This window comes from Bowmanella denitrificans (genome assembly GCF_002887595.1).
GTDB classification, from domain to species: domain Bacteria; phylum Pseudomonadota; class Gammaproteobacteria; order Enterobacterales; family Alteromonadaceae; genus Bowmanella; species Bowmanella denitrificans.
Genome location: NZ_PEBU01000001.1, coordinates 412,547 through 428,027 on the forward strand (window position 1 = coordinate 412,547; position 15,481 = coordinate 428,027).

A 15,481-nucleotide genomic window follows, 5' to 3' on the forward strand; every position below is an offset into this window, starting at 1 on the left:
CATGGCAAAAAACGTTGTAGTACTCGGCACCCAGTGGGGTGATGAGGGTAAAGGTAAGGTCGTTGATCTTTTAACAGACAAGGCCAAATTCGTCGTCCGTTATCAAGGTGGCCACAATGCCGGCCACACCTTAGTTATCAATGGCGAAAAAACCGTACTACACCTTATCCCGTCTGGTGTTCTGCGTGACAATGTCACCTGTGTTATCGGCAACGGCGTGGTTCTCAGCCCTGAAGCATTGATGAAAGAAATCAAAATGCTGGAAGAGCGTGGTGTGCCTGTTAAAGAACGCCTGGTTATCAGTGAAGCCTGTCCGCTGATCCTGCCTTACCACATCGCCCTGGACCTGGCCCGCGAGAAAGCCAGGGGTAACAACCCCATTGGCACCACCGGCCGTGGTATTGGTCCGGCTTATGAAGACAAAATTGCCCGTCGCTGTCTGCGCGTAGGTGATTTGTTCTGTGCCGAGACTTTTGCCGCCCGCCTGAAAGAGATTGTGGAATTCCATAACTTCGCCCTGACGCAATACTACAAAGTAGAGCCGGTCAGCTACGAAGACGTGCTGCAGCAAACCATGGCGATTGCCGACATTATTAAGGCCATGGTTGTGGATGTGCCGGACATGCTGGACAAAGCCCGCAAAAATGGCGATGCCATTATGTTTGAAGGCGCACAAGGTACTCTGCTGGATATTGACCATGGTACCTATCCTTATGTGACTTCGTCTAATACCACCGCTGGCGGTGTAGCCACAGGCGCTGGTTTCGGCCCGCTAAATCTGGATTACGTGCTGGGTATTGTTAAAGCCTATACCACTCGTGTTGGTTCAGGCCCTTTCCCTACCGAGCTGGATTGTGAAGTGGGTGCCCACTTAGGTACTAAAGGTCACGAGTTTGGTGCCACCACAGGTCGTAAACGCCGCACCGGTTGGTTTGACGCGGTCGCCATGAAACGTGCAGTGCAGATCAACAGCATCAGTGGTTTCTGTCTGACCAAGCTGGATGTACTGGACGGTCTGCAGACGCTGAAAATCTGTGTCGGCTATAAATTCCCTGACGGCACAGTACGTGATGTGCCGCCCATGGCTGCCGACGGCTATGAAAAAGTCACGCCGGTTTACGAAGAGATGCCTGGCTGGCAGGACAATACCTTCGGTGCGACGTCCCTGGATGCGCTGCCGCAGGCCGCCCGTGACTACATTAAACGCATAGAGGAACTCACCGGCGTACCCGTGGATATCGTTTCCACCGGTCCGGATCGGGTTGAAACCATAGTACTGCGCCATCCATATAGCGCCTAAGGTGCTGGCAAATAAAAAAACGCCGCTGAATGCGGCGTTTTTTGCTTATAGAGGTAGTTGCTATCAACGCGCTGAGTTATACGCGCTCAAACACCGTAGCAATGCCCTGTCCCAGACCGATACACATAGTTGCCAGGCCCACAGACTTGTTATTGGCTTCCATCAGATTAATCAGGGTGGTGGAGATCCGCGCCCCCGAGCAACCAAGCGGATGGCCCAGCGCGATAGCACCGCCATTGAGGTTGACTTTCTCGTCATAGCTTTCCAGCCAGCCCAGCTGTTTAATACAGGACAAAGCCTGAGCGGCAAAGGCCTCATTAAACTCAGCGATTTCGATATCGTCCATACTCATACCAGCGGCCTTCAGTGCCTTTTTAGTGGCAGGTACCGGTCCATAGCCCATAATGGCTGCATCACAGCCAGCCACACCCATAGAGCGGATTCTTGCCCTTGGAGTCAATCCCAATGCTTTGGCCTTATCGGCTGACATAACCAGCATGGCAGAAGCGCCGTCAGATATGGCGGATGCCGTACCTGCGGTAACTGTGCCATTAACCGGATCAAACACCGGACGCAAGCCTGCCAGAGTATCCACAGTGGTATCCGGACGAATCACCTCATCAGACTCAATCAGTGTCAGGGCACCATCCGCATCATGCCCCTCGATAGCGGCGATTTCGGTTGCCCAGCGGCCCTCGACAGTGGCCAGATGGGCACGCTGATGCGATCTTGCGCCAAAGGCGTCCTGCATTTCACGGCTGATACCATTCTGGCGCCCAAGCAATTCTGCGGTCATGCCCATATTACCGGACGCTTTAGCAGTGTGCTTGGCCAGCCCTGGGTGAAAATCAATGTTAAAGTCCATGGGCACATGACCCATATGCTCTACACCACCAATAATATAGACATCCCCTTTACCCGCCATAATGCCACAAGCAGCATCATGTAAGGCTTGCATGGAAGAGCCACACAAACGGTTTACCGTAACGGCGGCAACCGAGCGGGGAATATTGGTTAACAACTGCGCATTACGGGCAATGTTAAAACCCTGCTCTTTAGTCTGCTGCACGCAGCCCCAGATAATGTCGTCGATCTCAGCCGGATCCAATGCCCCATTGCGCTCAAGCAGTTGAGTCATCAGATGGGCGGACAGGGTTTCGGCCCGTACGTTACGGAATACACCGCCTTTTGAGCGGCCCATTGGCGTACGAATGCAATCCACTATTACCACGTCTTTCATGATGTTCTCCCAACCTTAAGCGAAATAGGACTTGCCGGATGCGGCCATTTCGCGCAATCCGTCAGTGATCTGATAAATGGGCCCCAAACTCGCATACTTGTCGGCCAACGCCACAAAGTTCTGCAGACCCAGGGTTTCCATATAGCGGAAGATACCGCCACGGAAAGGCGGGAAGCCAAGCCCGTACAGCAGGGCCATATCCGCCTCGGCTGCACTACCAACGATCCCCTCTTCCAGACAGCGTACCGCCTCATTGGCCATCGGGATCATCAAGCGGGCAATCACCTCTTCTGCATCAAACTCCTGGTGTTCAATGTTGATTAGCTTATAGGCTTCGGCGGAAGGTGCTTTAGTCGGCTTGCCACGCTTATCCACGCCAAAGTCATAGAAACCTTTGGCGTTTTTCTGGCCGAGGCGGCCCGCCTGGTAAAGACTCTGAATCGGGTCTTGCTGAATACGCTGCATACGCTCGGGAATGCCGTCAGCCATAACACCCGCCGCATGGTCGGCGGTATCCAGCCCAACCACGTCCAGCAAGTAAGCCGGGCCCATCGGCCAGCCAAACAGTTTCTCCATCACCTTGTCAACGGCAACAAAGTCAGCGCCGTCCAACAATAACTGACTGAATCCGGCAAAGTATGGGAACAGCACCCGGTTTACCAGGAAGCCAGGGCAGTCATTCACCACTATCGGGGTTTTACCCATCTTCAAGGAAAAAGCCACCACGGCTGCAATGGTTTCATCACTGGTCTTCTCGCCACGGATAATTTCCACCAGCGGCATTTTATGTACCGGATTAAAGAAGTGCATGCCACAGAAGCGTTCCGGCTTTTCCAGGGCATCGGCCAAACTGTTGATTGAAATGGTAGAGGTGTTAGAGCAGATAATGGTGTCAGCCGCCACGCTTTGCTCGGTTTCTTTGAGCACCGCTGCTTTGACTTTAGGGTTTTCCACCACGGCCTCAATCACCACGTCGGCATCTTTGATCGCGCTGTACTCAAGACTGGGTACGATATTGTTTAACGTCGCGGCCATGGTTCTAGCATCGACCTTACCGCGCTCCATACCTTTACCCAGAATCTTGGCCGCTTCATTCAGACCAAGTTGCAGCGCATCCTGACGAATGTCTTTCATCACTGTCGGTGTGCCTTTGACCGCAGACTGATAGGCAATACCGCCGCCCATAATGCCGGCCCCCAGCACCGCGGCTTGTTTGATCTCTTTACTGGCCGCTTTTGCCTGTTTCTTGCCTTTGCTCTTAACCAGTTGATCGGCCATAAAAATGCCAATCTGCGCGGTAGCAGCGTCTGTTTTAGACAGCGCAACAAAGCCTTCATTTTCCAGCTTCAGCGCACCTTCACGGTCCAGCCCGGCAGCCTTGGCTACGGTGTCAACCATCATATGCGGCGCCGGATAGTGACGCCCTGCTACGGCACTGACCATGGCCTTGGCAGTGGCAAAACTCATCATGGATTCATTGGCATTCAGACTCAGTGGCGAGGTTTTCTGGGTACGGCGCTTTTGCCAATCTAGCTTACCGGCAATGGCCTGCTTTAACATAGCAAGCGCCGCATCACGTAGCTTGTCCGGAGCCACCACCGCATCCACCGCGCCATCGCTTAACGCCTGTTCAGGTTTTTTGTCACGGCCGCTGGTCATCCATTCAAGGGCATTGTCGGCACCAATGATACGCGGCAGGCGCACCGTACCACCAAAGCCTGGCATTAAACCCAGTTTTACTTCGGGTAGGCCAATTCTGGCGCTGCTATCGGCAAGACGAAAATCACAAGCCAGGGTCATTTCACAACCGCCGCCCAGCGCAAAACCGTTAATGGCAGCCAATGTGGGGAAAGGCAAGTCTTCAAAGCGGTCGAACACTTTGGACGTTTTGGCCACCCAGCTCAGCACTTCCTGCTCGGGTAAGGCAAACAAACCATTAAATTCGGTAATATCGGCGCCTACGATAAAGGCGCCTTTGTTAGAACGCACCAGCGCACCTTTCACCTCGCCGTTGGCTTCCAGTGCTGCGCAAAGTTCGTTGAGTTCGGATACCGTCTGCTGGTCAAACTTATTGACTGAGCCGGCGGCATCAAACACCACTTCGGCAATGCCATCTTCCAGCAAGGACGCAGACAGGCTGTTACCTTGATAAATCATGTTGCTCTCCTTTGGCCATCTATACTGATGGTGCAACGTCCGGTTTAAACCGGCACGCAAGTGTAGGGTGGCTCAATTCTTGTTGAAGGCGTATTAAATTTCAACCGAAATTCAAACAATCGTTTAAATAATTTTTCATCCTGATAAAAACCTGAATAAAGTCAATTAGCTAAGCCTACCTTCAGCAAGTCTGTACAAAAAACAGACAAAATATACACCTAAGATGCTGGTCACATACTTGATTATCCAGCGACTATCATTAATCTAAAGGGTCCCTGCGCTTCAGGAGGCTGGTAGTGTTAAGCGTCTCTACATTGCGAAATTGTCTGGTTGTAATGGCCTTGTATCCCCTGAGTTTGTTGGCGGATAGCAAGCTTGAGCAACAACGTGCTCAGTTCCTCGATACTGAGAAATGGAGCTATTACCCGGACAGCCAGGCCTACCAGGATGCGCTGGTGAATCTGGCAGATTACCCGCTGCTGCCCTATTTGCAGCAAACCGCATTACTGGCCAGTGTGAAGCTAAACAATGAGCAAGCCATTGCCGGGTTTCTGCAAGATTATGCTGATACCCCCCTTGACCGTGAATTGCGGGAAAAATGGCTGACTTATCTGGCCAAACGCAATGACCAAGCGCGCTTCTTAAAGTACTACCGGGATACCGGCGATGACACATTGCGCTGTACCAATGCAGCCTATCACCTGAATCAAACACAAAACCGTCAGCAAGCCTTTGCACTGGTACCTGAGCTATGGCTGGTGGGTAAATCTCAGGACAAAGCCTGTGACAAGGTGTTTAAGCAATGGACAGACGCAGGTCAGCGCACTGAACAGATGATCTGGCAACGCCTGGTACTGGCGGCTGACGGTGGCGACCACACCCTGGTGCCCTATCTGAAGTCACTACTTCCTGCCCCTCAGCAATACCTGGGTGACCTGTGGCTGGATGCCAGACGAAATCCATCTTCGGTAGCCCGCCTGAGTCGCTTTCCGGTTAAGTACCCTGACAAAGAAAAGCAAATTGTTCTGTATGCCCTTAAACGACTGGTGTGGCGTGATAAACCCCTGGCCATCAAAACCTGGCAACAAGCCAGTGACAAATACCGCTTCGACTCCAGCGAAGAACAGGAAGTGGCAGCCGGGTTTGCCATTGCCATGGCGGTGGAAGACCATCCTCAGGCAGAATTCTGGCTGGAGCGCGCCAACCGGGGCGACGGTAACGAAGAGATTTTTCGCTGGCACCTGACCCATGTGCTGCGTCATCAGGACTGGCAACATGTGGCCGACGTGGTAAACATGGCCCCTGCGGCACTGGAAGAGGATTATTCCAGCCGCTACTGGCTGGCACGCAGTTATGAACACCTGAATGACCCCGTCAACGCCAAACGCCAGTACGATGCCCTGTCTAACGTTCGCCATTATTACGGCTTTCTGGCCGCGGGTAAGTTAGCCAAAGCGCCCAACCTGGCGGATACGCCATTACAGATTTCCGATCTGGAGCTGTCGACCGTTGAAAATTTGCCAGCTGCCAAACGCGCCAGGGAATTACTGGCACTGAAACGCTACACCGCCGCCCGCCGCGAATGGATCCAATTACAAAGCCAGTTAACCTATCAACAGGGTCTGGCCGCAGCCGTATTGGCCGATCGCTGGGGCTGGCATGATCAGGCCATTTTTGCTTTTTCGCGTCTGGGCTATCTGGATGACGTAAAGCGCCGCTTTCCGCTGGCCTACGACCAAACCTTGATGCACAACGCCAGTAAACACCATGTGGATCCGGCCTGGGCATTCGCCATCGCCCGGCGTGAAAGTTCCTTTATGGTGGACGCCAATTCTGGGGTCGGTGCCAAAGGGCTAATGCAGGTGATGCCGGGTACCGCCAGACATCTGGCCAAGAAAAAAGTGTCTAACCAGGTGTTGTTCGATCCGGAAAAAAACGTCGAATATGGCACACAGTACTTGCGTTACCTGATGGACAAGATGCAGGACAATCCGGTGCTGGCCACCGCCGCATACAACGCCGGAATGAGCAGGGTTAAACGCTGGTTGCCAAAAGAAGACGTGCCCATGGACGTATGGGTGGAAACCATCCCTTACAAGGAAACCCGTAATTACGTGAAAGCCGTGATGGCCTATAAGCAGATCTATAAACAGCGTCTGGGTCAACAGCAGAATCTGTTCGAGGATTTGGCCAATATGAAAATCTCATCATCCATGACAGCTATGTAGACACCAAGCGCCGTCCAATGGTATTGGACGGGTTAGGAGTTCAGCGCCAGTTATGCTAGTGTACCGGCAAAAATTCTCTGTCCCGGAGCACTTTATGCAGCAACTGGCGTCTCTTTATCCGCAACATATTGCCGAGCTTCAGTCCCGTACCCTGGAAGCCATCCAGCGCGAAGGCATTGACGGCCTGATTATTCATTCCGGCCAGGCCAAACGTAAGTTCCTTGATGATATGGATTACCCCTTCAGCGTCAATCCGCAGTTTAAGGCCTGGTTGCCGGTTCTGGACAACCCGAACTGCTGGCTGATTGTTAACGGTGCAGACAAACCCAAACTTATCTTCTATCGCCCCAAGGATTTTTGGCACAAGGTCCCGCCACCGCCCAGTGACTTCTGGGCCGAACAGTTTGACATTGTGTTGCTGGCGCAGGCGAACCTGGTGGAAAAGCATCTGCCTTATGATAAACGCCGTTACGCTTACATCGGCGAGTATATTGAAGTGGCGAAGGCACTCGGTTTTGAGCTGGTGAACCCGGACCGGGTCATGCATTACCTGCATTACCATCGCGCCTACAAAACCGACTATGAGCTGGCTTGTCTGCGTGAAGCCAACCGCATTGCAGTGGCCGGACACCTGGCCGCCAGGGCCGCCTTTTTTGCCGAACAAAGTGAATTTGATATTAATCAGGCGTATTTGTCAGCCGTGCGCCAGGGCATCAACGATGTGCCTTATGGCAATATTGTGGCCCTGAATGAAAACGCCGCCATATTGCACAATATGACAGTCGAAACGCACAAGCCAGCCGAACACCGCTCGTTTCTAATTGATGCCGGTGCTCAGTTTAACGGCTATGCCGCTGATATTACCCGCACCTATGCCAGGCACAACAACGACTTTGCAGACCTGATACTGGCCATGGACCAGGTTACCCTGGACCTGGTGGACATGCTGAAGCCCGGCATCCCTTATCCGGATTTACATATCGCCGCGCACAGCAAAGTGGCAGCACTGTTAAAAAGCTTTGGTATCGTAAATCTGGACGCCGACGGTATTGTCGAACAGGGTATCAGCCGCACTTTCTTTCCCCATGGTATTGGCCACCACTTAGGGCTGCAGGTACATGATATGGGCGGTTTGATGAATGATGACCGCGGCACTCCGGCACCACCGCCCGCAGAACATCCGTTTCTGCGCGCTACCCGTCTCGTTGAAGCCCGTCAGGTCTTTACTGTTGAGCCAGGACTGTATTTTATAGATAGTCTGCTGGCTGACCTTAAAGGCAGTGAGCAATCCAAGTATATCAACTGGGACAAAGTAGACAGCTTCAGGCCCTTCGGCGGTATCCGTATTGAAGATAACGTCATCGTACACCGGGAAAGGAATGAAAACATGACCCGGGATCTGGGCCTGGCCTGAGTCACAATAACAACAGGAATAACAATATGAAGAACAAAATTGCCCTGACCATCGCTGCTTTGCTGGCTTCCGGCAGTGTGCTGGCCATTCAGCCTTCTGAACAGGCGAAGCGGCTGGCCAAAGATACTATCATTGTTGACGGTCATATCGACGTACCCTACCGCCTGAACGATGAATGGGAAGATGTGACGCTGGCCACAGACAAGGGCGATTTTGACTATCCCAGAGCAGTGGAAGGCGGCCTGAATGCACCCTTTATGTCTATCTACATTCCGGCCAGCTATGAAGAAGCCGGTGGCAGTGTATTGTTGGCAAACCGCTTAATCGACAGTGTTGAGGCCATTGTCGGCCGCGCCCCGGACAAATTTGCCATTGCCCATTCGGTGGCCGATGTAGAAACGGCCTTTAAGAATGGCAAAATCGCGTTGCCCATGGGGATGGAAAACGGCACCCCTCTGGAAGGTAGCTTTGACAACCTTAAGCACTTCTACCAACGCGGTGTGCGTTACATCACCCTGGCCCATTCACAAGCAAACCATATCTCGGATTCTTCTTACGACTTGCGCCGCAAATGGCATGGCCTGAGCGACTTTGGTAAGCAGTTGGTTACCGAGATGAATAACATCGGCATGATGATCGATATTTCTCATGTGTCAGACGATGCTTTTTATCAGGTTATCGAACTGACCAAAGCGCCAGTGATTGCCTCGCACTCCTCATTGCGTAAGTTTACTCCCGGCTTTGAGCGCAACATGAACGACGATATGATCAAGGCGCTGGCTAAAAATGGCGGGGTAGTGATGATTAACTTTGGCTCCAGTTTTGTCTCCAATCAGGCTCAGGCCTGGGGCAAAAAACGCAGTGAAGCCATGAAGGAAGCCGACGTTAAAGATCGCGACGCATTTGACAAAACCTACCGTCAGAATAACCCATATCCTTTTGCTACCCTGAAAATCGTTCTGGACCATATTGACCATGTGCGTGATTTGGTGGGTATTGACTACATAGGCATTGGTTCAGACTATGATGGTGTCGGCGATTCACTGCCCACCGATCTGAAAGACGTGTCCACTTATCCCAACCTGGTTCAGGGCTTACTGGACAGAGGCTACAGTGAAGCGGATATCCGCAAAATCCTGTCAGGTAACCTGCTAAGGGTTTGGCGCCAGGTGGAAGCTTACGCTGCCGCGCACTAACGAGAAACGAAAAGCCGCGCAATGCGCGGCTTCTTCTTACCTAGCTGGGTAGCTTATTTGGACAGCGCCTTGCGACGTCCCCCCATCAGCAACAGACCCAAAGCTAATGCAAACATACTGATAGTGCCTGGCTCCGGTACCGCTCTGGCATTGATCCAGTCAACAAAACTGCTCACCCGGGTAGAGCCATAAGCATCACCGTACTCAGCGTAAATGCCACTTCTGTTTATATCAAACCCTACAGAATGCACGCCAGCCAGATGATACTCACCATTTTCGTAGATAAATAACCCGCCACCGGAATCCCCACCAGCGATAGAGTATTCATAATCGATAGCCAAGTCGTCGAAGGTATACCCGGTGAAGTCAAATGTGTTATACAGCGGGTCGACAGGATGGTCAAAGTCGGAGAACAGAATATGGTCACCATTACCTTCTAATGACCAAGTATCATCAATAATATTCTGTCCGCCGCGACGCTCACCCGGTGGTAAAACGGAGCCCGTCTCCCCAGTGCCCGTTGCGCCATAGCCTACATGCGTGGCAATAGACAAAAACTCGTTAGCCCCTTCGTACAATTTGGCAAATGGCACAGTCAACGCTTCTTTTACATACATCAGGCCAATATCCCAACCGGCCAGCAAGTCACCGGTCCAGTTTTCATGGGCGAACCAGCGGCTGGCCTGATAAGCCGTATGTCCCATACCAGAGCCGTTGTACTGATAGAACGTCATATTTGTGGCTTCGTCTACGCAATGCGCAGCCGTCAGAATCCAGTTGGATGAAATCGCCGTGCCGCTACAGATATACCCACCGTCCGGTGTATCAAAGAGTATTTTTCCTACCGAATTGAATGCAGGGTTACTGCCAATGGCTTTATAAATATCGTCACTGACATCGTGGCGAATCACCCCTGCCATGGCGGTAGAAGACAGGCACACAAGCCCCATAGCTGCGACTAATTTTTTTATCATTATTGTTCCCTATTATTGTTTTATTACTAATCTGCTGTGCAAGAGCAGGGGAGGCGTTAAGCAAAATTCAGGCCTTGTATTTTTACACTTATATTTCAATTGGATAAGCAAACATTTAACACTGAACTGTTAAAAAACCTGACAATACATTGCCCTTATCTGGCTGCGCTGAACTGTCAATTTATGCTATTAGCGGGTATGCTTGCGCCACAGCAATACGGCTAAGTTCATCAGATTGGTCCATATCCAATCATCTCTCCTTAACTACAGGAATAATCATGTCTAAGACTTATACCACCCCAGAGCTGCAGGCCAGCTACGGCATCGGCCTGCAAATGGGCGAGCAACTGGCATCCAACCCTTTTGAAGGGCTGGACATTGACGCGGTACAAGACGGCCTGGCCACCGCCTTTCACAAACTGCCCAGTGCGGTAAGTAATGAAGACCTGCGCGTGGCCTTTAACGCCATTCACCAGAAGATGCAGGCAGCCAAGGCCGAGCAATCCAAAGCCGTGATCTCAGAAGGCGAAGACTTCCTGGCCGACAACGCTAAACGTGACGGTGTGACCGTGACCGATTCTGGTCTGCAGTATGAAGTACTGAATGCCGGCAGCGGTGACAAGCCGGTTGCCTCGTCCACCGTACGTACCCATTACCATGGCACGCTGATCGACGGTACCGTATTTGACAGCTCCTACGAACGTGGCCAACCAGCCGAGTTCCCGGTAGGTGGCGTGATTAAAGGTTGGACCGAAGCCCTGCAATTGATGCAGGTCGGTGCCAAGTGGCGTTTGTATGTGCCTTATCAACTGGCCTACGGTGAGCAAGGTGCAGGCGCGGCGATCAAGCCTTACAGCACCCTGATTTTTGATGTGGAACTGCTGGATATTCTCTGAGCCACCACTGAAAAGCAAAAAGGCCTGAGATATCAGGCCTTTTTTGTTTTCAAGCAGCGACTTTAGGCTTGATGGCTTACCAGCAGCGCCTCAACCAGATGGTTGTAAGCCCCCGTACCGATTTGCGCGGCGATGGCTTCTATATCAGGCGAGAAGTATCTATCGTGGTCATAAAACCCTACCCGCTCACGCACCAATGCATAGCCCTGCTCTACTTTAGGGCTGGAACGTAGCGGCCGACGAAAATCCATCCCCTGGGCAGCGGCCAGTAATTCCACGGCCAGAATACCACGGGTATTTTCCGCCATATCAGCCAGACGACGGCCGGCAAAGGTAGCCATCGACACATGGTCTTCCTGGTTGGCAGACGTGGGCAAGCTGTCCACCGAGGCCGGGTGAGCAAAGGTCTTGTTCTCGGAAGCCAGTGCCGCGGCCGTTACCTGAGCCAGCATAAAGCCTGAGTTCACCCCGCCGTTATTAACCAAAAAGGGCGGCAGCTTAGACAAGCCGCTGTCAATCAGCAGCGCCATTCTGCGCTCGGACAAGGCGCCGATTTCGGCTATGGCCAGGGCCAGATTATCCGCCGCCATGGCCACAGGTTCAGCGTGGAAGTTACCGCCAGAGATAATGTCGTCACCAAATACCAGTGGGTTATCGGTCACGCCATTGGCCTCCACCAGCAATACTTCGGCGGCCTGGCGCATCTGAGTTAAGCAAGCGCCCATTACTTGCGGCTGACAACGCAGGGAATAAGGATCTTGCACCTTTTCACAGTCATGGTGTGATTGTCCAATTTCGGACTCATCACCCAGCAGGTCACGGTAAGCCGCTGCCATATCTATCTGGCCGCGCTGACCACGGGCTGCATGAATTCGTGCATCAAAAGGGGCACGGCTGCCCAATGCCGCTTCCACGCACATGGCGCCACCCACGGTAGCAGCAGCCAGCAAATCTTCGGCATAAAATAACCCTTCCAGGGCAAAAGCCGTTGAAGCCTGGGTACCGTTTAACAGCGCCAGCCCTTCTTTAGGCGCAAAGGTCACAGGTGCAAGTCCGGCAATTTTCAGGCCCTCGGCCCCGGTTAGAATCTCGCCCTTATAGCGCACATGGCCTTCACCCATCAGAGGCATACTCATATGTGCCAAAGGTGCCAGGTCGCCGCTGGCCCCCACAGAACCTTTTTTCGGTACACAAGGGTAAACGTCAGCATTCAGCAGCGCGATCAGGTTTTCGATCACCAACAAACGGATACCGGAGAAACCACGGGCCAGGCTGTTGATTTTTAATAGCATCATCAGTCTGACGGTATTGTCGTCCATCAACTGGCCGGTACCTGCCGCATGGGAAAGCACGATACTGCGCTGCAACAATTCCAGCTCTTCAGGCTTGATTCGGGTATTGGCCAGCAAACCAAAGCCGGTGTTAATGCCATACACCACCCGGCCTTCATCAAGGATTTTCTTCACTGTAGCGGCCGAGGCGTTAATGGCTGGCTTGGCCTGCTCATCCAGCCTGACATTTACTGCGGCGCGGCTGACGGCACGCAGTTGCGCCAGATTCAACTGGCCGGGAAATAGCGTTAAAGCTGTCATTATTGATTCTCCAGCATCGGCAGATCCAGACCCTGCTCTTTGGCACAGCGCTTGGCAATCTCATACCCCGCATCGGCGTGACGCATCACGCCGGTTGCCGGGTCATTCCACAATACCCGGCTTACCCGTTGGGCCGCGGCGTCTGTGCCGTCACACAAGATCACCACCCCGGCGTGCTGGGAAAAGCCCATGCCGACGCCACCGCCGTGATGCAAACTAACCCAGGTCGCGCCACCGGCGGTGGACAACAGGGCATTTAGCAATGGCCAGTCGGATACTGCGTCTGAGCCGTCCAGCATGCTCTCGGTTTCGCGGTTGGGGCTGGCGACCGAGCCGGAGTCCAGATGGTCACGGCCAATCACTACCGGGGCTTTCAGCTCGCCATTTTTGACCATTTCGTTGAAGGCCTGTGCGACACGGGCACGATCTTTCAGGCCGATCCAGCAAATGCGTGCTGGCAGGCCCTGAAACTGAATGCGCTCGCGGGCCATGTCCAGCCAGTTATGCAGGTGCGGATTATCGGGGATCAGTTCTTTGACCTTCTGGTCGGTTTTATAAATATCGTCTGGATCGCCAGACAAGGCCGCCCAGCGGAATGGGCCAATGCCTTCGCAGAACAGCGGGCGAATATAAGCCGGTACAAAACCCGGGAAATCAAAGGCATTAGCCACGCCTTCCTCAAAGGCCATCTGGCGGATATTGTTGCCATAATCCAGGGTGGCGGCCCCGCGCTCTTGCAAGGTCAGCATAGCGCGAACCTGCACCGCCATGGACTGTTTGGCTGCTTTTACCACTGCCGCTTCGTCCTGCTGGCGCATGTTGGCTGCCTGTTCCAGAGTCCAGCCCTGCGGCAGATAACCGTTTAATGGATCATGGGCAGAGGTCTGATCGGTGACCACATCCGGAGTGATATTACGCTCCACCAGCTCAGCAAAGATATCGGCGGCATTACCCAGCAAACCGACAGAAATCGGGCTCGCGGATGCCTTGAGCATAGCCAACGCCTCATCCAGTGATGCAGCCTTTTTGTCCAGGTAGCGGGTGCGCAGACGAAAATCGATACGGGTTTCATCCACATCCACCGCCAGCATGGAGAAACCGGCCATAGTGGCCGCCAGAGGTTGGGCACCGCCCATGCCACCAAGCCCCCCAGTAAGTACCCACTTTCCGTTTGCTTCCCCATTAAAATGCTGTCTGGCGACGGCTCCAAAGGTTTCATAGGTGCCTTGTACAATGCCCTGACTACCAATATAGATCCAGCTACCAGCGGTCATCTGGCCGTACATCATCAGGCCTTGTTTATCCAACTGATTGAAGTGCTCCCAGTTGGCCCAGTGTGGCACCAGGTTGGAGTTGGCAATCAGTACCCGCGGCGCATCCGCATGGGTTTTAAACACGCCAACGGGCTTGCCGGATTGAATCAACAACGATTCATCCAGTTCCAGGCGCTGTAACACCTCAACAATCTTATCAAAGCAGGCCCAGTCTCTGGCCGCACGGCCAATGCCGCCATACACCACCAGATCTTCCGGGCGCTCGGCCACATCCGGGTCCAGATTGTTCATCAGCATTCGCAGCGCAGCTTCTGCCTGCCAGTGTTTGCAGCTCAGCTGGCTGCCATGGGGCGCGCGGATTACGCGGGCCGGATCATGTCGGTTGTTCATGCTTGTCTCCTGTTAATTCGTTCACCTGGTACAAAGGTCAAATGACCACCAAGCTGGTATTTTTCACCTGGATGGGTCAGCAACGCATGGCTGACCACGCCATCGCGGCTCCAGGTGGTACGGTGTAATCTCAGGCAAGGCGCGCCCTCAGCCATGGCCAGATGTTGTTGCGCCAGTGCGTCGGCCAGCATGGCCTGCACTTTGTGCTCGGCTTCGGTAAGCGGCGCGGCGCTGCACAGATATTCGTGTGGGGTCAGTTGGCTGAAATCCTGCTTGAGGTAGTCAGGAGCCAGCGCCGGATTAACGTAGCGTTGCTCCAGTTGCAATGGCTCATCATCCTGCCAATGGCAAATCAGGCTGTAATACAAGGGGGCACCGGGTTGCAAAGCAAAATGCACTGCCAGCGCCTTGTCGGCCTTCACTTCGACCAGCTCCAGAACCTCGGCACGGTGTTGATGCTGACGCTCGCGAATTTCATCGGCAATATTGCGAATTTGCAGCATCGACGATTGGCTTTTCAGCGGTGCCACGCAGGTGGCAGCACCCTGAGTGCGTTGCAATACGCCTTGTTCCGCCAGTTCCTGCAGCGCGCGTCGGGCGGTCATCCGGCTGACGCCAAACTCAGCGGCCAACTGGTTTTCAGACGGCACCGCATCCCCTTCAGCCCACAGACCGGTTTCAATCCGCTGCAGAATATGGGTTTTGATTTGTTGGTATTTGCTGTCTGCCACCCGTCGCCCCTGCAAAGTACTTAACTGTCGATTAACATGGTTATATAAATTGACACAAAGAACTTGTCTATACAAGATAGGCAACACAC

Annotated in this window: 11 protein-coding genes; 5 read left to right on the forward strand and 6 right to left on the reverse strand. The window is 53.2% G+C overall.

Going from position 1 to position 15,481, the window contains the following annotated elements; genetic code table 11:
- Position 1 precedes the first annotated feature (1 nt).
- Positions 2–1,300, forward strand: coding sequence for an adenylosuccinate synthase (locus CSR04_RS01965; protein ID WP_102794545.1), 1,299 nt, complete (start codon positions 2–4; stop codon positions 1,298–1,300).
- 76 nt (positions 1,301–1,376) lie between these two features.
- On the opposite strand, the gene fadA is transcribed toward CSR04_RS01965, so the two are convergent.
- The gene (gene fadA / locus CSR04_RS01970; RefSeq protein ID WP_102794546.1) at positions 1,377–2,540 is read right to left on the reverse strand and encodes an acetyl-CoA C-acyltransferase FadA; all 1,164 of its coding nucleotides are present in this window, start codon (positions 2,538–2,540) and stop codon (positions 1,377–1,379) included.
- A gap of 15 nt (positions 2,541–2,555) precedes the next feature.
- Positions 2,556–4,697 carry a fatty acid oxidation complex subunit alpha FadB gene (gene fadB, locus CSR04_RS01975; protein ID WP_102794547.1) on the reverse strand — a complete coding sequence of 714 codons (2,142 nt, stop codon included), beginning with the start codon at positions 4,695–4,697 and terminating at the stop codon, positions 2,556–2,558.
- A 296-nt stretch (positions 4,698–4,993) separates the two neighbouring features.
- Here fadB and CSR04_RS01980 point away from each other — a divergent pair, with 296 nt between their 5' ends.
- The 3 genes from CSR04_RS01980 (at position 4,994) to CSR04_RS01990 (ending at position 9,535) form a co-directional block, all read left to right on the forward strand.
- Complete coding sequence (locus CSR04_RS01980) at positions 4,994–6,925, forward strand: transglycosylase SLT domain-containing protein (RefSeq protein ID WP_245921287.1); 1,932 nt, start codon at positions 4,994–4,996, stop codon at positions 6,923–6,925.
- Between the two features lie 94 nt (positions 6,926–7,019).
- Positions 7,020–8,339: a Xaa-Pro dipeptidase gene (pepQ, locus tag CSR04_RS01985; RefSeq protein WP_102794549.1), complete on the forward strand. Its 1,320-nt coding sequence runs from the start codon at positions 7,020–7,022 to the stop codon at positions 8,337–8,339.
- 26 nt (positions 8,340–8,365) lie between these two features.
- Complete coding sequence (locus tag CSR04_RS01990; RefSeq protein WP_102794550.1) at positions 8,366–9,535, forward strand: dipeptidase; 1,170 nt, start codon at positions 8,366–8,368, stop codon at positions 9,533–9,535.
- A gap of 53 nt (positions 9,536–9,588) precedes the next feature.
- Here the strand turns inward: CSR04_RS01990 and CSR04_RS01995 are convergent, their stop codons facing one another.
- On the reverse strand, positions 9,589–10,509 hold the full coding sequence (locus CSR04_RS01995) for a trypsin-like serine protease (protein WP_102794551.1): 921 nt from the start codon (positions 10,507–10,509) through the stop codon (positions 9,589–9,591).
- A 278-nt stretch (positions 10,510–10,787) separates the two neighbouring features.
- Here CSR04_RS01995 and bamJ point away from each other — a divergent pair, with 278 nt between their 5' ends.
- On the forward strand, positions 10,788–11,405 hold the full coding sequence (gene bamJ, locus CSR04_RS02000) for a BamJ family beta-barrel-assembly machinery protein (RefSeq protein ID WP_102794552.1): 618 nt from the start codon (positions 10,788–10,790) through the stop codon (positions 11,403–11,405).
- Between the two features lie 62 nt (positions 11,406–11,467).
- On the opposite strand, the gene hutH is transcribed toward bamJ, so the two are convergent.
- The 3 genes from hutH to hutC are packed head-to-tail and all read right to left on the reverse strand — an operon-like array spanning position 11,468 to position 15,392.
- Entirely contained in the window at positions 11,468–12,997 is a 1,530-nt protein-coding gene (gene hutH, locus CSR04_RS02005; RefSeq protein WP_102794553.1) for a histidine ammonia-lyase, read from the reverse strand.
- The gene (hutU, locus tag CSR04_RS02010; protein WP_102794554.1) at positions 12,997–14,661 is read right to left on the reverse strand and encodes a urocanate hydratase; all 1,665 of its coding nucleotides are present in this window, start codon (positions 14,659–14,661) and stop codon (positions 12,997–12,999) included. Before hutU ends, hutH begins: the two co-directional genes overlap by 1 nt.
- On the reverse strand, positions 14,658–15,392 hold the full coding sequence (gene hutC / locus CSR04_RS02015; protein WP_102794555.1) for a histidine utilization transcriptional repressor HutC: 735 nt from the start codon (positions 15,390–15,392) through the stop codon (positions 14,658–14,660). The genes hutU and hutC overlap by 4 nt, the downstream gene beginning before the upstream one ends.
- Between the last annotated feature and the right edge of the window lie 89 nt (positions 15,393–15,481).

Bases quoted from the DNA above. Each gene is read 5' to 3' on its own strand.
- CSR04_RS01965 (WP_102794545.1), top strand. From the start codon at position 2: ATGGCAAAAAACGTTGTAGTACTCGGCACCCAGTGGGGTGATGAGGGT.
- fadA (WP_102794546.1), bottom strand. From the start codon at position 2,540: ATGAAAGACGTGGTAATAGTGGATTGCATTCGTACGCCAATGGGCCGC.
- fadB (WP_102794547.1), bottom strand. From the start codon at position 4,697: ATGATTTATCAAGGTAACAGCCTGTCTGCGTCCTTGCTGGAAGATGGC.
- pepQ (WP_102794549.1), top strand. From the start codon at position 7,020: ATGCAGCAACTGGCGTCTCTTTATCCGCAACATATTGCCGAGCTTCAG.
- CSR04_RS01990 (WP_102794550.1), top strand. From the start codon at position 8,366: ATGAAGAACAAAATTGCCCTGACCATCGCTGCTTTGCTGGCTTCCGGC.
- CSR04_RS01995 (WP_102794551.1), bottom strand. From the start codon at position 10,509: ATGATAAAAAAATTAGTCGCAGCTATGGGGCTTGTGTGCCTGTCTTCT.
- bamJ (WP_102794552.1), top strand. From the start codon at position 10,788: ATGTCTAAGACTTATACCACCCCAGAGCTGCAGGCCAGCTACGGCATC.
- hutH (WP_102794553.1), bottom strand. From the start codon at position 12,997: ATGACAGCTTTAACGCTATTTCCCGGCCAGTTGAATCTGGCGCAACTG.
- hutU (WP_102794554.1), bottom strand. From the start codon at position 14,661: ATGAACAACCGACATGATCCGGCCCGCGTAATCCGCGCGCCCCATGGC.